This is a genomic window from Shewanella sp. SW24, from assembly GCF_025653395.1.
Lineage (GTDB): Bacteria > Pseudomonadota > Gammaproteobacteria > Enterobacterales > Shewanellaceae > Shewanella > Shewanella oncorhynchi.
On the sequence record NZ_JAKKSH010000003.1, the window covers coordinates 192,514 to 210,031 of the forward strand.

At 43.0% G+C, this 17,518-nt stretch carries 13 protein-coding genes, 1 other RNA gene and 1 pseudogene; 7 read left to right on the top strand and 8 right to left on the bottom strand.

The window, feature by feature from the left end; translation table 11 throughout:
* Window positions 1-13 precede the first annotated feature (13 nt).
* From L5M17_RS04930 to L5M17_RS04940, 3 genes are all read right to left on the bottom strand, one after another.
* Window positions 14-712: a 5-formyltetrahydrofolate cyclo-ligase gene (locus L5M17_RS04930; RefSeq protein WP_263145627.1), complete on the bottom strand. Its 699-nt coding sequence runs from the start codon at window positions 710-712 to the stop codon at window positions 14-16.
* A gap of 9 nt (window positions 713-721) precedes the next feature.
* Window positions 722-902, bottom strand: a non-coding RNA gene (gene ssrS / locus L5M17_RS04935) — 6S RNA.
* 117 nt (window positions 903-1,019) lie between these two features.
* On the bottom strand, window positions 1,020-1,322 hold the full coding sequence (locus L5M17_RS04940; RefSeq protein WP_263145631.1) for a cell division protein ZapA: 303 nt from the start codon (window positions 1,320-1,322) through the stop codon (window positions 1,020-1,022).
* Between the two features lie 235 nt (window positions 1,323-1,557).
* Between L5M17_RS04940 and L5M17_RS04945 the strand changes: the two genes are divergently transcribed.
* From L5M17_RS04945 to gcvP, 6 genes are all read left to right on the top strand, one after another.
* On the top strand, window positions 1,558-2,133 hold the full coding sequence (locus L5M17_RS04945; protein ID WP_105252998.1) for a UPF0149 family protein: 576 nt from the start codon (window positions 1,558-1,560) through the stop codon (window positions 2,131-2,133).
* 179 nt (window positions 2,134-2,312) lie between these two features.
* On the top strand, window positions 2,313-3,554 hold the full coding sequence (ubiH, locus tag L5M17_RS04950) for a 2-octaprenyl-6-methoxyphenyl hydroxylase (RefSeq protein ID WP_263145634.1): 1,242 nt from the start codon (window positions 2,313-2,315) through the stop codon (window positions 3,552-3,554).
* A 42-nt stretch (window positions 3,555-3,596) separates the two neighbouring features.
* Window positions 3,597-4,820 carry an FAD-dependent monooxygenase gene (locus L5M17_RS04955; RefSeq protein ID WP_263145638.1) on the top strand — a complete coding sequence of 408 codons (1,224 nt, stop codon included), beginning with the start codon at window positions 3,597-3,599 and terminating at the stop codon, window positions 4,818-4,820.
* 253 nt (window positions 4,821-5,073) lie between these two features.
* Window positions 5,074-6,168, top strand: coding sequence for a glycine cleavage system aminomethyltransferase GcvT (gcvT, locus tag L5M17_RS04960; protein WP_219250422.1), 1,095 nt, complete (start codon window positions 5,074-5,076; stop codon window positions 6,166-6,168).
* 25 nt (window positions 6,169-6,193) lie between these two features.
* A complete protein-coding gene (gene gcvH, locus L5M17_RS04965; protein ID WP_011845766.1) occupies window positions 6,194-6,583 on the top strand; it encodes a glycine cleavage system protein GcvH in 390 nt (129 codons plus the stop codon).
* 122 nt (window positions 6,584-6,705) lie between these two features.
* Window positions 6,706-9,594 (top strand): aminomethyl-transferring glycine dehydrogenase, encoded by a 2,889-nt coding sequence (gene gcvP / locus L5M17_RS04970; protein ID WP_263145641.1) that lies wholly within the window; start codon window positions 6,706-6,708, stop codon window positions 9,592-9,594.
* Window positions 9,595-9,999: 405 nt separating this feature from the next.
* Here the strand turns inward: gcvP and L5M17_RS04975 are convergent, their stop codons facing one another.
* From L5M17_RS04975 to L5M17_RS04990, 4 genes are all read right to left on the bottom strand, one after another.
* A complete protein-coding gene (locus tag L5M17_RS04975) occupies window positions 10,000-10,422 on the bottom strand; it encodes an immunity 26/phosphotriesterase HocA family protein (protein WP_263145667.1) in 423 nt (140 codons plus the stop codon).
* Between the two features lie 369 nt (window positions 10,423-10,791).
* On the bottom strand, window positions 10,792-13,353 hold the full coding sequence (locus L5M17_RS04980; RefSeq protein WP_263145643.1) for a DEAD/DEAH box helicase: 2,562 nt from the start codon (window positions 13,351-13,353) through the stop codon (window positions 10,792-10,794).
* Window positions 13,350-14,258, bottom strand: a complete 909-nt coding sequence (locus L5M17_RS04985) for a DUF1837 domain-containing protein (RefSeq protein ID WP_263145645.1) — start codon at window positions 14,256-14,258, stop codon at window positions 13,350-13,352. Before L5M17_RS04985 ends, L5M17_RS04980 begins: the two co-directional genes overlap by 4 nt.
* A gap of 42 nt (window positions 14,259-14,300) precedes the next feature.
* Window positions 14,301-15,215, bottom strand: a complete 915-nt coding sequence (locus L5M17_RS04990) for a nuclease-related domain-containing protein (RefSeq protein WP_263145649.1) — start codon at window positions 15,213-15,215, stop codon at window positions 14,301-14,303.
* Window positions 15,216-15,863: 648 nt separating this feature from the next.
* On the opposite strand from L5M17_RS04990, the gene L5M17_RS04995 reads away from it, so the two are divergent.
* Entirely contained in the window at window positions 15,864-17,183 is a 1,320-nt protein-coding gene (locus L5M17_RS04995; protein WP_263145652.1) for an SGNH/GDSL hydrolase family protein, read from the top strand.
* 101 nt (window positions 17,184-17,284) lie between these two features.
* On the opposite strand, the pseudogene L5M17_RS05000 reads toward L5M17_RS04995, so the two are convergent.
* Window positions 17,285-17,518, bottom strand: a pseudogene (locus L5M17_RS05000) (IS4 family transposase); the annotation flags it as partial.

Consider the following 17,518-nt stretch of genomic DNA (forward strand, 5'->3'; position numbering starts at 1 on the left):
AGATCCTTCTTTTTCAAAACGTCAGTACCCGACTTGGGGTGATGATGAACGGTAAAGGCACATCCCAATGTTCGCAAGGTAAACTCGTCACTTGCTGACAGTCGTGGGCGTAACCCATAGGCAAAGGTTTACCTTTGAGCTGCCAGTTCGCCAGTGTCCTATCGTAATAGCCGCCGCCCATGCCCATACGATTCCCCATTAAATCAAAAGCCACTAAGGGCGTGATAACCACATCTAGCTCAGTTACTGGGATAATGGCGCGCACATCTAACTTAGGTTCTAAGATGCCGAATTGATTCGCCTGCATCGGCGTGTCTGCGGTGTAATGCAGGAATAATAATTGTCCGGCATTGAAGGGATGTAACCTAGGCAGATAGGTGTTTATGCCCATTTGCCACAGCGCAGCGATCAGCGGTGGCGTGGCGAGTTCGCCATCATGGGTGAGATATAACGCTACATGTTGCGCTTTGTTGGCCTGCAATGCATCGAGCATTCGCTGGCAGGCGTTTAAACTTGCTTGGGTTTGTTCTATTTCGGAGAGATATTTACGGGCGGTGCGAATGGCTTTGCGTAACAGATTGCGGCTTTCTTTTGTATGGAGTGCGATATTTGCCGCATAGTTTGTGACATCTACGGCATCCGCGACTTCTACGGCAAGTTGCGCCGTGTCGCTTTTGGCATTCAAATGAGAAAGTTTGGAAGATGTAGACATAGAATTAAGATGCTCCCCAGAATGCCGCTACCGGTGTAGCCCTTGAACCGTAGGTTCAAGGCGGGTAAATGATTACCTCCTAAGGCTTCTCGGTACAAGCCGAGCATGCACAATGTCAGTAAAGCATTCACCCTGAGATAAAAATTATCGGCACAGGGACATTACCAGTTGGCATGCATCCCAGGGAGCAAAACGGTATTGAATCGCTAAAGCATTGGTTTATGTTGATAATCCAGTTTAGCCATTCACTGTGCGTCAGTTGGTTTAACTCAATGAGTGTTAAATCACTAAGGTGCACAGTTTAAATCTATTTAGTTGAACGCTCAACTAAGGCACTTTCGAGGGTCGACTGCAGCAAGCTGATCCTGTCGTCCATCTGTTGCATGTAGTGCTTATTTTTTTGCTTTTCTTGGAACAACTCGTGTCCAATATTCAGCGCCGCCATGATCGCAATTTCTTCACGGCTTAGGCTATTGGTTCGGGTTTTTAACGCTGTGAGTTGTTGTTCAACTCCCAACGCTACCGTACGTAAGGCATCCTCTTGACCTTTCGGGCAAGCGATAGAGTAGGTGCGCCCAAGTAGGGTAATTTCAACAGCACTGTTACTCATGTCGCGGGTGATCCTTTCGTTAGCCTCTTAGGGCGGACTATATAGGGCTGATCTTAAAAGTGCAAGGTAAGCCGCAAATGGATTGGTCTTTGACGGTTTTGTTTGCTGTTTGTGTGAGCAGTTGGATAGTTTTTTATCAGGGCGTGGCCGATTTCGCCATTATTGGGATTCAGTATTGGTTCAAGTCTTTATCTCTGCTAGCATTGCTGCTGGAAAAATCTTATTGGGATCTGATATGGCAACCCCTCCTTCGTTACGTATCGACAGCTTAAAACTCGCCTTAGATGCGGCTGAAATCGGCCAGCATCCGGTAGAAGTTCACGGTGCTTTAGTCGGTTTAATCTGCGGTGGTGTAGAGCAAACTGGCGACACTTGGATCAAGCCTTTATTCGACCTGATGAACGATGGTCAACCTTTGCCAGCGCAGTTGCACCAATTAGTGTGTGATTTGTTTAACGATTCAGTGACGCGTTTAGTGGATTTTGAATTTGGTTTCATGCCGCTGTTGCCTGAAGAAGAAGAGCCGCTCAGCCAACGTGTTGAAGCCTTGTCTCTGTGGACCCAGAGTTTTTTGACTGGCATGGCGATTATTCAGCCGAAACTGAATCAAGCCTCGGCAGAAGTACGTGAAGTGATCAAAGACTTGGCGGAAATTGCCCAAGTGGAATTTGATGTTGCCGACGATGAAGAGTCCGAAGCCGCTTACACTGAATTACTCGAGTTTGTCCGTATTGCAGCCATCATGTGTTACTCGGAATTTGGTCCTGAGCTTCCCCATGGCGAGGCTGACGATACTGCGGTGGTGCATTAATTTACCGCAGTTGTTTAATGTTCAATAAGTTAACACAGTAGTGGCTTCATTAGATGTCAAAGGTGGGCAAACCTGCCTTTGAGTCCATAGCACTGGTATTTTTGAGTGCATAGCATTGATGTTTACATCTTTTATGTTTACATGCCTTAGTGTTATGCCAAAGCTTGAATGAGATCCCCATGACGGCCACAAATCACATGGATACTTCAGTTCAACACGTCGACATCGCGATTGTAGGCGGTGCGATGGCGGGGGCGACCCTAGCGTTAGCTCTCGCGCGTCTTTCTTTATCCGCAGCTCGGCCACTTTCTATTGCCTTAATCGAAGCGCACCTTCCCGATAAGCAACATCCCGGATTCGATGCTCGCTCTATTGCTATCGCCCACGGTTCTATTTTCGAATTATCCCGTTTAGGTTTATGGCAAAAGCTCGCCCATTTGGGCACGGCGATTGAAAATATCCATGTGTCGGATCGCGGCCACTTTGGCATGACAGAACTCAATGCGGCGCAGTTTCATTTAGATGCCCTAGGCCAAGTGGTTGAACTTGAACGGGTTGGCCAAGTGCTGTTTAACGAGTTGAATAAGAGTAATGTCAAACTCTATTGCCCCGCCAAGCTTGCCCAAGTAGAACCCGCCGTTGAAGGTCACACCTTAGTGCTCGATACGGGCGAGCGAATTCAAGCCAAACTTGTGGTTGCAGCCGATGGTTTGCAATCCAAAGTGCGCAGCAGTTTTAATTTGCCCGTGACTCAAGTGGCCTTCGAACAAACGGCCATTATTGCCAATATTCAAACCGCCGATTTGCCAACCAATAGGCCTCACAAACATTGGGCCTATGAGCGCTTTACCCAAACAGGTCCCTTAGCGTTATTGCCTATGGCCGATATTCAAGGTCAACCTCGCTTATCTCTCGTGTGGGCGCTCGATGATGCTCGGGCTAAACAGATGCAAGACGCGCCTAAGGCCGAGTTTTTAGCGGCGCTTCAACAGGCCTTTGGTTATCGTGCGGGCACGTTTATCGATGTCAGCGCGCGCCATGCGTATCCGCTTAATTTGTCCTATATGCCAAGGCCAATTCATCACAGATGTGTGTTTATCGGCAATGCGGCGCAGACACTGCATCCGATTGCGGGGCAAGGGTTTAACTTAGGACTGCGGGATGTGGTGAGTTTGCTCGAGGTAATCCAAACGGCGCTAGCTCAGGGCGAAGATATTGGCTCCGCCGCTGTGACCCATGCGTACCTTAATGCCCGCGAGCACGACAGAAACAGCACTATCCGAAATATCGAATTTTTAGTCCGTGGCTTTTCAAACCAATATTGGCCGATGGCGCTGGGGCGTAACTTAGGATTACGGCTTTTGTCTTGGTTTCCGCCACTGAAAACCCCCGTCGCTCAAAAGGCAATGGGCTGGAAATAACTCCGCAATTTACTGGTATCGCAACGCGAAAAGGATGTACCCATGTTAAGTTCACAAGCCTATGACATTGCCATTGTGGGTGGCGGCATGGTGGGACTCGCCACCGCGATTGGATTGGCGCAGGCCGATCTGAATGTCGTCGTTATCGATGCGGGCCACACAGAGGTCGTGAGCGGCGAGCCGCGTTTACGGGTGAGCGCCATCAATAAGGCGAGCCAGCGCTTGTTAGAAAACTTAGGGGCATGGAGTTATTTAGACACTTCCCGCGCTACGCCTTATCAAAAAATGGCGGTGTGGGATAAAGACGGTTTCGGTAAAATTGCCTTTGATGCCAACAGCATCAGCGAAACAAGTCTCGGCGCGATTATCGAAAACGATGCCATTAGCTTTGCCCTCGCCAAACGTGTCAGTGAGTTTGACAATATCACCCATATTCAAAACCAACGCATAGAGCGCATTGCTTTTGGTGAGCGTGAAGCTTGGTTGACCCTTGCCAATGGCGCCGATTCTGAAATAGAAAGTGTCAGTGCTGCACTTGTGATAGCCGCTGATGGCGCCAACTCTTGGGTGCGCGAGCAATGCAAGATCCCGCTGACCTTTTGGGATTACGGCCACCACGCAATCGTCGCAACTATTCGTACCGAAATGCCACACCTTGCCACCGCCCGCCAAGTGTTTTTGCAGGACGGCCCGCTAGCATTTTTACCTCTGTATGAAGACAATCTCTGCTCTATCGTCTGGTCGGTGCCGCCCGAGCGCGCCACTGAATTATTGGCAATGGATAAAGTGCAATTCGAGCGCAACTTAACCGCTGCTTTCGACGGTCGTTTAGGGATTTGCAAGCTGGAAAGCGAGCGCCAAGCCTTTCCATTACGGATGCGCTACGCCCGCCATTTTGCCCGCCACCGTTTAGTGTTGGCAGGCGACGCTGCCCATACTATTCATCCGCTGGCTGGCCAAGGGGTGAACCTCGGCTTTTTAGATGCGGCCAGCATCATCGAAGTCATCAGCGAATTACAGCAAGCGGGTAAAGATATCGGCGATTATGCGCAGCTGCGTGCACTTGAACGTTGGCGCAAAGCCGATGCAATGGAGATGATCGCGGCGATGGAGGGCTTTAAACGCCTATTCGAAGGTTCAAACCCAGTCAAAAAGGCGATTCGCGATCTGGGCTTAAATCTGGTTGATAATGTCGCTGGGCTGAAAACAGTGTTCATACAACAGGCCATGGGCAATAAGTCGGCACTGCCTAAGTTGTGCCGTTAGCCTAGGTTGCGCTAATGTGATCAGAATTGCCGACAATATCAGCAATTTGACTGCAAGCTGCGCAAATCTGGCCTTCGCATGTAAAAAAATTACATGTTGAAGATGAGAAAATCTAATGACAATGGCTTCGGATTAGAAAAATCTCCTGTATACAAATTTGTGACGCAAGGTATAATTTCGCCGCATTTTAGACCCTAGTATCTACACCCTACACTAGGCAGAGACCTGAAAAAGGCCGCAAAAAGGGATAACAATGGCTAACAAAACTATTCTGTTTAACAAGCACTTAGAATCAAACGCTAAGATGGTCGACTTCCACGGTTGGGATATGCCCCTCAACTATGGTTCACAAATCGAAGAACACAACGCTGTGCGTCAAGACGCGGGTATGTTCGACGTATCCCACATGACTGTGGTTGATGTGATAGGTAGCGACGCTGGTGCATTTCTACGTAAGTTGCTGGCGAACGATGTGGCTAGACTTAAAGTGCCAGGTAAAGCCTTATACAGCGGCATGTTAGATGACAATGCTGGTATCATCGACGACCTCATCACTTATTACCTCACTGACACTAACTACCGCGTGGTAGTGAACTCAGCGACCCGCGAAAAAGATCTCGCTTGGATCGCCAAGCAATCCCAAGGTTTTGATGTCACTGTGACTGAGCGTCCTGAGCTGGCGATGATTGCCGTTCAAGGTCCTAACGCAAAAGCGAAAGCCGCTGCCGTGTTCAGTGCTGAGCAAAACGCCGCCATCGAAGGCATGAAACCTTTCTTCGGTAAGCAAGCTGGCTCACTGTTTATTGCGACTACGGGTTACACAGGCGAAGCGGGCTACGAAATTATCGTCCCAGAAGATGAAGCCCAAGCCTTGTGGCAAGCATTGTTAGATCAAGGGGTTAAACCTTGTGGTCTCGGTGCCCGTGACACGCTGCGTCTCGAAGCTGGTATGAATCTTTACGGCTTAGACATGGACGAAACCATCAACCCATTGGCCGCCAACATGGGCTGGACTATTGCATGGGAACCAAGCGACCGTGACTTCATCGGCCGTAAAGCCCTCGAAACACTTCGCGATGCCGGAACCAGCAAACTTGTTGGTCTAGTGATGGAAGAAAAGGGCGTGTTACGCCATGATATGCCAGTATTTTTCACTGACGCAGCCGGTGTAGAGCAACAAGGCGTGATCACCAGCGGGACTTTCTCGCCAACATTGGGCTATTCTATTGCGATGGCACGTGTTCCTAGTTCGATTGGGGATACTGCGGAAGTCGAAATGCGTAAAAAACGTGTGGCTGTTAGAGTAGTGGCGCCAAACTTTGTGCGCAACGGTAAACAAGCATTTTAAAAAAACGGAACAAGGAACAAGAACAATGAGCAATATTCCGACAGAACTGAAATACGCCTCTTCACACGAATGGATCCGCAAGGAAGAAGACGGTAGCTACACAGTAGGTATCACTGAGCACGCCCAAGAGCTGTTAGGTGACATGGTTTTCGTTGAACTCCCAGAAGTTGGCGACACTGTGACTGCGGGTGAAGACTGTGCTGTAGCTGAATCAGTAAAAGCGGCGTCTGACATTTATGCCCCTATTTCTGGCGAAGTGATTGCCGTGAACGAAGCGCTGGAAGATTCGCCAGAACTCGTTAACAGCAGTGCTTACGGCGAAGGCTGGTTCTTCCGCGTAATGCCTTCTGACGAATCAGAAGTCGACGCTCTGCTGGATGCTGAAGGCTACCAAGCTGTCATCGACGAAGAATAATCGTCGACGCTAACGAAGCCCTAAGGGGCTTCGTTTGTTTTAGCGCAAGATTGACATAACAACAGTCCGTTAATCAGTACCCTACAGTTCTGAATTTCGGCAAATCTGGAACAAGGTTTATCATGACCAAGCAAACCCTCACTCAGTTAGAACAGCACGATTTATTCCTACGTCGTCATATCGGCCCAGATAGCAGCCAACAGCAAGCCATGCTGAACTATGTTGGTGCTGAGTCTCTGGACGATCTGACCGCGCAAATTGTGCCTGAGTCGATCCGTTTAAGCCAAGATCTGAGCATTGGTGATTCCTGCGGCGAAGCCGAAGGCATTGCTTACATTCGTGGTTTAGCGAAACAAAACCAAGTATTTAAGAGCTATATCGGCATGGGTTACTACGGCACTCAAGTGCCAAACGTGATCCTGCGTAACGTATTTGAAAACCCAGGTTGGTACACGGCTTACACGCCATATCAGCCAGAAATCGCCCAAGGCCGTTTAGAAGCCATTCTAAACTTCCAACAAGTGTCGATGGACTTAACGGGTTTAGATTTGGCTTCTGCTTCTTTATTAGATGAAGCAACTGCTGCTGCCGAAGCAATGGCGCTGGCAAAGCGCGTTTCTAAAGCGAAAAAAGCCAATATTTTCTTCGTTGCTGATGATGTGTTCCCGCAAACCTTAGACGTAGTGAAAACCCGCGCTGAGTGTTTTGGTTTTGAAGTGGTGGTTGGCCCTGCATCTGAGGCCGTTAACCATGAGCTGTTTGGTGCTTTGTTCCAATATACTAACCGTTTCGGTCAAATCACTGACTTCACTGAATTATTCGCAACTCTGCGTGCGAAGAATGTGGTTGTGACTGTCGCCGCCGACATTATGTCTTTGGTATTACTGAAATCACCGGGCGCTATGGGTGCCGATGTGGTATTTGGTAGTGCACAGCGTTTTGGCGTGCCAATGGGCTTTGGTGGTCCACACGCGGCCTTCTTCGTTGCCCGTGACGAGCACAAACGTTCTATGCCTGGCCGTATCATTGGTGTGTCAAAAGACGCCCGTGGTAACCGCGCACTGCGTATGGCAATGCAAACTCGTGAGCAACATATCCGCCGCGAAAAAGCCAACTCAAACATTTGTACTGCACAAATTCTGTTGGCGAATATGGCGTCTTTCTACGCCGTATTCCACGGCCCAGATGGCCTGAAAACTATCGCATCACGCATTCACCGTTTCGCCGACATTTTAGCGGCAGGCTTAAAAGCGAAGGGCGTGAACTTAGTCAACAGCACTTGGTTTGATACTGTTAGCATCAAAGGCTTAGATGTTGCTGCCGTCAATGCACGCGCACTGGCTGCTGAAATGAATCTACGTTTCGATGCCGATGGTATTGTGGGCGTGAGCTTAGACGAAACCACATTACGCACAGATATCGAAGCCCTGTTCGATGTGATCTTAGGTGCTGGCCATGGTTTAGATGTTGCCGCGTTAGACGCGCAAATCGTGAGCCAAGGTAGCCAATCGATTCCGGCGGCACTTGTGCGCCAAGATGCGATTTTAAGCCACCCAACCTTCAATCGCTATCAAAGCGAAACCGAGATGATGCGTTATATCAAACGTCTCGAAAGCAAAGATTTAGCTCTTAACTACTCGATGATTTCACTGGGCTCATGCACCATGAAGTTAAACGCAGCGGTTGAAATGCTCCCTGTGAGCTGGCCAGAATTTGCCAACATGCACCCATTCAGCCCACTGGATCAAGCTAAAGGCTTTACTCAGTTGATTGAAGAGTTGTCGACTTGGTTAGTGAACATTACAGGCTACGACGCTGTGTGCATCCAACCTAACTCTGGCGCTCAAGGTGAATACGCTGGCTTGTTAGCTATCAAGAAATACCATGAGTCACGTGGCGATGCGCACAGAAACATCTGTTTGATCCCGCAATCTGCCCACGGTACTAACCCTGCATCGGCACAATTAGCCGGTATGCAAGTGGTGGTGACGGCGTGTGATAAGCAAGGTAACGTCGATTTAGAAGATCTGAAGACTAAAGCTGCCGAAGTGGCTGAAAACCTGTCTTGCATCATGATCACTTACCCATCGACCCACGGTGTGTATGAAGAATCTATCCGCGAAATCTGCAACATAGTGCATCAGCACGGTGGTCAAGTGTACTTAGATGGCGCCAACATGAACGCTCAGGTCGGCTTAACGTCTCCTGGCTTTATCGGTGCCGACGTATCACACCTAAACCTGCACAAAACCTTCGCGATTCCACACGGCGGCGGTGGTCCAGGTATGGGCCCAATCGGCGTGAAAGCACACTTAGCCCCATTTGTTGCGGGCCACGTTGTGGTGAAACCGGGCCGCGTGAGCGACAACAACGGCGCCGTCTCAGCCGCACCTTATGGTAGTGCTGGCATTCTGCCGATCAGCTGGATGTACATTAAGCTGCTTGGTTCAAAGGGTCTGAAAAAGTCGACCCAAACTGCGCTGTTAAACGCTAACTACGTGATGAAGAAGCTGTCTGAACACTACCCAGTATTGTTCCGTGGCCGTAATGATCGCGTCGCGCACGAATGTATTATCGACCTACGTCCACTGAAAGAAGCTTCAGGCGTGACCGAAATGGATATCGCTAAGCGTTTGAATGACTACGGTTTCCACGCACCAACCATGAGCTTCCCCGTTGCGGGAACCCTGATGATTGAGCCTACGGAATCTGAGTCTAAGGTGGAACTCGATCGTTTCATCGACGCTATGGTGTCAATCCGTGCCGAAATCGCCAAAGTAGAATCGGGTGAATGGCCAGCGGACAACAACCCGCTGCACAACGCACCGCACACTATGGCCGATATCATGGACCCAGATTTTGATACGCGTCCATACAGCCGCGAAGTGGCCGTGTTTCCAAGTGCAGCAGTACGCACTAACAAGTTCTGGCCAACCGTGAATCGTATTGACGATGTTTACGGCGACCGGAATTTGATGTGTAGTTGTGCACCATTATCAGACTACGAATAATTAATAATGGCTACTTGGCCTAGATAATTCGGCGTCAGCCAACACTTTTCGCTACTCATTGACACCAGTCAACTCCGTGGCGAAAAGCATCGGCTTCCTTGCCTTATCGTCGGCAGTAACGCCATTATCATTCTTCGGCTTCAGCGAATTTGAAGCATCAAAAAGCGACCGAAAGGTCGCTTTTTTTGTTGCCTGCCGCAGGATTCTGCATGCTCTTGACGCTCTTGTATGAGCTACACCTGTGACTCGCCGTGCTTATGCTTAAATAAAATAGCCCCTGTAGGCTCAACTAAAAGACCTATGTTTTAAAAGGTCACTGGTGCAACAATGCCTATTCTGGTGTAACGGTTTAGTACAGTTCTGATATATCCCAAATACAAGACGCTGGCTGATAAAACGGAGGTGTTACAGGCTTGCCAATAAGCTATTAACAAGCTCGAAACCATACACCTCCATTGAGGTATAGTTAATATACTCAGAGACAGGGATTCGTTTAATTTCTTTCTCTCCCTTATATAGCCCTCCTGCATAATTAAAGATCCTTAATTCGTCTTTATCTTCGGTCAGGTCTGCATGTCCAATTATCTCCCAAGAACCATTTTTTACATTTTGATTCCCAGTAAATATAACTTTCATCTCTTTCCCCATATCCATGATAGGAAGAGGGCGAAGTACGTCATCACTTTTAAAAACTTTATTATCCTGTACAAATAGGACGCAGAAACCTATGACTTGCTTAAACTTCCCTTTTGGGGCAAAAACAATTTGGCAGATGGCAAATTTACCCTCTGTAGGAATAATAAAAATATCACCTTCTTGATATCTCATTTTCACAATATTTTACCTCTTAGAATAGAAAGAGCATCACCCAGTATCTTATCACCCCAATCACAACTTTCTACTTTAGAAGGGCTAAATTGTGCCGTCCACCTTTAATGATTTGAATTTTATTTCTGCTGAGTTAAGTGCTGCGAAATAGCTTTATCATGGCTTCTAGCTACGATATTTCCCAATTGCCTGCCGCAGGCTCTCGCACTGTTACACCAGTGACTCGCCGTGGATACATCCTTGTAGGCTCTACTAAAACATCCTGTTTTAGAAGGTCACTGGTGCAACAATGCTGTGTTTGGTGTAACCATTGAATGAATAGTTATGCCTGTCTTGATATTAGTAAATTAGCTTACTGACTCGTTATTATTACCTATCCAATGACATTACTTCTCTAAATTCTTTATTTTCAGATGGTGTATCTTGAAGTGATAAAGATATTTTTTCAGTATGAAGTGATACCAGCTCATCTCCTTCAAATTTAAGGTGTTCATAACAGCGTTCCAATAGAGTCAAAGCTAAAGTTCTTGAGAAACCTATGTTTTGTAACTCAATGACCTTATAATTATTGGTTCCATATTCAAGAAAATCAGCCCAATTTACTCCTATTGTGTTACCACCTTGCCTTTCTTTTAGTAGAAGATAATAGTTATCAAAATAGTTCTTTAGTTTAAATCTGAGTACATTATCTATATCGGATATTAATTCATTTATTACAATGTTTGTATGTTGCTTGTTTGTGCGACTAAATAAAATGTTCGTTCTTAAATTGTTATCCCAAATTTCACCTTTTTTTTCATAATGATCTAGAGCATTCTTTATCATCAAGTTAAGTGGAGTCGAGTTCATCCAGCTTGATAAAATAACAGCGTAGTACTTTAATACTTCTTGTGTTCTACACATAGGATTTTTTCCTGTGGATTCCTCATGCTCCCAACCATACAATTTATAAAGTAAATTCAGTATATCTAGACAGGAGTTGTAATTGATTTCATCAGTAAGAGATATTAAATTACTATCATCAGGCATTGATAGAATGTTATTTTGGTATTTAATTTTTATCATAGGCGAAAATGATAAAATTTTATAAGGAACTATATTTTCTGTTGCTACATTACTTAAAATTTTCTTTGCAGAAGGAATTTTATCGATAAAGTTTGACCTAAGCGTCGACTCATAACCTAGCATCTCATGGATTTGTGCAATATTTGCGTAATGGTTCCAGATGTTCTTGTCATCATTCGATGCATTTTTTCTAGTGAATGGCTGATCCTTTATAGAGTTTTCGATATTTTTATAAAAATTTCCTTTTCCACTGATTAGAATAGAATCAATCGGGTTTACAATTTTATTTCGTGCAACATCTAAATCTTTGTCAGGATTTATCCATCGATTTTCTTTATGTTCTATTCTGGCGCAAATTATATTTCCAGATAATTCTTTAGTCATTCTACCGGCTCGTCCAGCTAGATTCCAGAAATCTACATCTGTAAACTTAGATAGACCTATAGCATTACTTAAAATGAATATGTTTTTAGCAGGTAAATTGACACCTTCAAGTAAAGTAGAAGTACAAAATAGATAGTCTATCCCATCTTTTCTTGAAAAAAGATCTTCAACTTTCTCTCTTATTTCATGGGGTAGGTTTCCAAAGTGGAATCCAACACCTTTTTTTAAGCAATCTATTAAATAATAATCTTTATGTAAATTTTCTCTTATGACTGTAATTAATTCATTAATCTTTTTGTTGTTCCGTTCAGGTAAGTTTTTAGCAAAGTCTAGTGCATGTTCAATGGTATCTTTCTTCGTGTTGCAATATACAATGCTCTTATCTCCACGAGATAAACTAACTAGAAAATCAAAAAAGTTCTTGTTTTCAAAATTTATTGGAATATTAATATCACCTCTATACTCAGAAAAATATATACACTTTTTATCCAAAAAGTCCATGTAATATCTATTTTGAGATACAGGTGAGTTCTTTATGTTTAAATTTTCATCAGTGCTCTTGTCAAAAATACTAAGAAATAACTCTGGATTTGGAATGTTTGGGGATGCAAAAAAAAGTTTCACACTCTTTTTCTCTGCTTGCAGTATTGCATGATAATATAATGGGCTTCTAGAGTCTTTTTTAGATATTACTTTATGAGCCTCATCTATGAAGAGGTAATCTATTTTTGGATTATCCTTATTTGATAAGTAAGCTAATAGTCTTTCCGGTGTAAAAACAAAGATAAATTTAAAGTTTTCGACTTTGTAAGAAAGTGGAACTTTGGGGTAAGCTAGTATCTTGTAATTATCTACATCTGAAAAGTTGTTTTTTAGTTGACTAACTATCTGACCTATTAATGCTCTAGTTGGAACTAATATAACTAGATTGTCTGTACCTTTGTGTTCTGATATAAGGTGGCGGATAAATGCGTTTATGATAAATGATTTGCCTAAAGATGTTGGTCCAGAAAAACTAAAGTGGTTACTATTTTTCAATCTTTCAAAAATTTCATATTGAGAGTCGGTGAATATTAATTCACTATTAGGTATTTTTTGAATATCTTCCTTAACCATCTTGGATATCAATTGCTCGATAGGTAATTTGCAGTCAACATTATAATTTTCCTCAAGATATTTTATTGCTGGGAAGTTTCCTATTTTTAATAATATTGACTTTGCGAAAATTGTAAATAATTTTTCTTCTTTGTAAGTGTCAGCTAATAAACTTATTACTTTATATGCCTTATTTATAGCCTCTGGACTTTTAGATCTAGATAGAATGTCTGAAAATCGAAGGAGATCTATATATTCCTTTTCATTAAAACCTTCTTCTGTTATAAAATAAAATCTTTTAGCATTTATCAACTCAGCTTTATGTAGCAAGTATATGAAATATTCATCTTGAAGACATTCTTCAGCTAATGATTCAAAAATACTCATTCTGTAATTCCTTTTTGAATTTTCATTCTGGTGTCATTTAATTCAGTAATTGGCAGAATGTATATATAAAAGTTGTGTCCATAAAGTTGATGTTCTTCAATCTTTTTAGTAATGTGATCAAATTTATTTTTAACTTCATTTTTTATATCATTTTTTATTTTTTCTCTAAAGTCTGAATTTGATAGTTTCTTGTCTGCATCACTAACTGTTATTTCATAACCAATAAATATTCCAAATGCATCATCTACATCGAAATCACTGTCTCTAGAGGGATAAATGATTGACTTAATTAACCTCTTTTCATCTTCAGAGAATGTTTCATTGCCAAGATGATCACTGATTAGTGATTTTTCATAAGGCAGGCCACTTTTTTTTTGACCATTATTATTGATTTCATTTTTGAACTCATAGATGGACTTAAAAGCGTCAGTAATCCCTTTTGTAATACCTATTTCTGTTTTTGATTCTCCAAAGATTAATTGATAATTACCATTTTCTAGTTTAATAAAATGAACTCCATCAGCACCATTTACGTAGTGGCTTGTCGAGGTTTTTAATTCAAGTTTTGATAAAATTTTAGGTGCTTTTAAGTGAGTTTCTAAAAAGCTATAAAGAATTAATTCGCCTAATTCACCTTTGTTTCTAATATAGTCAATGAACTTTTCTCTAGCTTTTTTACTAAGCGTTCCTGGTTTATCTTTGAATTCAGCTTTAACTGCTCTTGAAAGTGAGAAGTCAATTAAGGGGTCGAGTAAGTTTTCTTGTAAAAATTTATAGTCGAATTCATTGGCACTAATTTTCAATGAAAAGAGATTTATTTTATTTTTTTTGTGGACGTCTAGATAGTATTCTCCTAGGTGATCGAAACTATTTAGAAAATCAAAATCACGAATACTTAATTGCATATAAATCCATCATAAGTGGTCAGAGAGTGTATTTTCGTACCATCATTTCCCCACCTCGCTTTTACTTAGGCATCTTTGGGCGACTTGGTAGATGATGGTGTCTACTTGTTGCTGGGTAAGATCTTGGGTTCGCAGGGTTGGGATAGTGCCGACTAATTGTTTGTGGTTGAGGATCGGGAACGGTGGTTTTGATTGACAGGTGACATACCAGCCGGGGAATACTAGGACTGGGGTTGAGGATACTGGTGTTCCTGTTGCCTTGGTTAACCATTGGCTGACCCACTTACTTTGGCGTTCTGCTTGTTCTATGGGCTTGGTTTCAGTCCATGAGGGGAAGTTTAATCGCCCGTCTTTATAAAATACTTGATAGCCTTTTTTACCAGAGCCTGGGCCAGTTCCATTGGTTTGGAGTAGGTCTTTGTTCCGTTTATGGCGGCCTTTGGTTTCAATGGCGAATACGCCATTTTTGCCGATTACGAGGTGGTCGATATTAAAGCCGTCGGCTTGGACATCGTGAAATACTTGATAACCGAGTGCTTGTAAGCCTATGAGTTCATTGGCTGTGGCTATTTCGGCTGTATGACCTAGGCGTAATTTGGTGAGCTTTGAAAAGTTTTTCCATGTTTTAAAGCCGCAATAAGCTAATCCCATTAAACCCGTTGTGACAGATATCCACGGGAATTGACCGACTGTGATGTGGGCTTTAAGGCTACTGACGGCAAACGGCAGGGATACTATCATCGCGCCCATCAGCATGCTGCCGATTAAGTCCATCTGCAGATCTTGTATTTGTTGCTGAAGACCATAAGCGGGAATACGGGTGAGTTGCTCACGATCGACGGGTAGTTTTACGGTTGCATCGCGATATTTCAGCAAACCATACATGACACCCACAATGGCAAACATGCTGGAGAGTATTATCGCTAGGGATAACATACTGTTACTGAAATCGGTCATTTACGTCCCTGAAGTAATGCGAGTCAATAGCTAACCCGATGATAAAACCGCTAATAAAATTTACTTATCATTTTGGAAAGTGGTGGCAGAGTTGACTGCTAAGAGTTTGGGCGCACATTGCTGATTTGCTTCTTCTTCCTTAAATGGCGTGCTCGATGATTGAGTTCGAGTTTGCCCTGCATTTTCCTGAGTGGTCACACTTTTTACTTTGTGGTCACACTTTAACCCGCTCTATACGGTTTAATCAATGCGCTTTATCACAAAAACGTATTTTAAATAACAACTTGTATACAAGTTACTCTGGGGAAAAGATCTGATAGGCATCGTTTGTCGCGTCGCGTTTTTAGATTCTGATATTTTTCCTTACTAAACTTGCAGATCTACACAAGTGTTAAACAAGATTAAGCACTTCATGTAAATAACTGCCCGTAGTAAGGATATTTTATATCACCTCATCGGACCAGTTTCAGGTGTCAACATACTAATTATAATATTTTTTTGAGTTTTTAATCATTATTCTCCCATACTTAATATTTATTCTGATATTGGCTGTGACAAAACTTATTAGTCTATTGAATTACTAGGTTTCTCAATTTTAATTTTATGGCCAATTTATATGTGTTGATTTTATTTTTGTTAAGGAAATGTATGAATAAGGCTTTATTATTTTTTTCATTAACCCTACCTTTTTCAGCTGCTTGGGCTGCTAATGAAACGTTTAGGGATGATATGGAGAGCCAAACTAGCATATTGGAAACGCTTAGATCTGCGGATATCGATGAGATAGATGATATAGATGAGACAGATGGTCCAGATAACCATTTGGAAGCTGGTCACAGTCATACTTATATTCGTTGTTGGTATAGATTAGATCAAACGCATAATAATCCTGCAACTGAACATAGGTGGGCAAAGCAAAAGGACAGTGATGAATATTATTCTATTCAAGGCGCTTGGAGGCATAAGCTTTCGGGTAAAAATATGTTTTATACAGAGACGTCACAAGATGAAATCATGCAACGGTGTGTCGATACATTAGGCGTTTCAAACAACGAAGTCGCAGACATTACCTTCTTTGCTGCTAATGAAAAATTGTCATTTAATCAGACTATCTGGACGCAAGATAAGGCTGAACAAGGGAATAAAATTAACAAAATTATTGCATTTGGTGATAGTTTGTCTGATACGGGAAATCTATTTAATGGTTCTGAGTGGCGATTTCCAAATCCTAACTCTTGGTTTTTAGGTCATTTTTCTAATGGATTTGTATGGCCGGAATATTTAGCTAAATCGCAGAATATTCCTCTGTATAATTGGTCTGTTGGCGGGGCCGCAGGTATTGATGAATATAAGATTATTCCCGGTTTAGGTCATCAAATACAATCCTATTTTCATTATTTAAAAAAGGCTGAAAATTACCAGCCTGCAAATACGTTATTTACACTTGAAATTGGCCTTAATGATTTTATGAATTATGATCGTGAGGTTAAAGATGTGAGTCAGAACTTAAGTGATGGGTTAAAACGTTTAGTTGATGAAGGCGGGGCTCAGCATATTATTTTATTCACATTGCCCGATGCTACGCGCGCACCACAGTTCAAGTATTCTACTCAAGAAAACATTGTGAAAATAAAATCAAAAATTGAAGAGTTCAATGGCTTTATTAAACAGCAGGCTCTGTTGTATCAAGCAAAAGGTATAGATCTTGTGTTGTTTGATGCTCATTCTATCTTTGATAAAATTATTCAAAATCCTAAAGAGTATGGTTTTGTTAATGTCACAGATGCTTGCTTAGATATCAATAGAGATAGTAGTAAGGATTATTTGTTGTCACACAGCTTAACAAAAGATTGTGCCTACTATGGCTCTGATAAGTATCTGTTTTGGGGGATCACTCATCCAACGACTGCCGTGCATAAAGTTTTTGCGGATAAGATTATTGAAACAGGTTTTTTTAATCGTCATTAACAGAATAGTCGGCGAGTAAGATATTGTGGTTAAATATATCTCTAAATAATCAATAATATGGAGGTAAGCCAGTCAAAGCTGCTTTACCCTGAAGGATCCCCTCATAAATCAGCCATAGCATAGCCATATTTGAGCAACTGATTGGCGAATAATACCCAGGCCGCCAGCAATTCTTTCTCCGTGATTTGATAATCAGGCCGCCTGAGTACCTCCAATCCCAAGCGAATCGTTGAGAGTACCGTTCGATGCCCAATGGTATTGGCCTGAAAATGCTTATCCCAGCCCTGTTGCTGTGCGTGTAAACCAACTAGCCACAACAGGCATTGAACCATCAA

Excerpts from the sequence above, each read along its gene's own strand:
- ubiH (WP_263145634.1), top strand. The coding sequence starts at position 2,313 with ATGACGGCCACAAATCACATGGATACTTCAGTTCAACACGTCGACATC.
- L5M17_RS04990 (WP_263145649.1), bottom strand. The coding sequence starts at position 15,215 with ATGACCGATTTCAGTAACAGTATGTTATCCCTAGCGATAATACTCTCC.
- L5M17_RS04930 (WP_263145627.1), bottom strand. The coding sequence starts at position 712 with ATGTCTACATCTTCCAAACTTTCTCATTTGAATGCCAAAAGCGACACG.
- L5M17_RS04945 (WP_105252998.1), top strand. The coding sequence starts at position 1,558 with ATGGCAACCCCTCCTTCGTTACGTATCGACAGCTTAAAACTCGCCTTA.
- L5M17_RS04940 (WP_263145631.1), bottom strand. The coding sequence starts at position 1,322 with ATGAGTAACAGTGCTGTTGAAATTACCCTACTTGGGCGCACCTACTCT.
- gcvT (WP_219250422.1), top strand. The coding sequence starts at position 5,074 with ATGGCTAACAAAACTATTCTGTTTAACAAGCACTTAGAATCAAACGCT.
- gcvP (WP_263145641.1), top strand. The coding sequence starts at position 6,706 with ATGACCAAGCAAACCCTCACTCAGTTAGAACAGCACGATTTATTCCTA.
- gcvH (WP_011845766.1), top strand. The coding sequence starts at position 6,194 with ATGAGCAATATTCCGACAGAACTGAAATACGCCTCTTCACACGAATGG.
- L5M17_RS04995 (WP_263145652.1), top strand. The coding sequence starts at position 15,864 with ATGAATAAGGCTTTATTATTTTTTTCATTAACCCTACCTTTTTCAGCT.
- L5M17_RS04975 (WP_263145667.1), bottom strand. The coding sequence starts at position 10,422 with ATGAGATATCAAGAAGGTGATATTTTTATTATTCCTACAGAGGGTAAA.
- L5M17_RS04955 (WP_263145638.1), top strand. The coding sequence starts at position 3,597 with ATGTTAAGTTCACAAGCCTATGACATTGCCATTGTGGGTGGCGGCATG.
- L5M17_RS04985 (WP_263145645.1), bottom strand. The coding sequence starts at position 14,258 with ATGCAATTAAGTATTCGTGATTTTGATTTTCTAAATAGTTTCGATCAC.
- L5M17_RS04980 (WP_263145643.1), bottom strand. The coding sequence starts at position 13,353 with ATGAGTATTTTTGAATCATTAGCTGAAGAATGTCTTCAAGATGAATAT.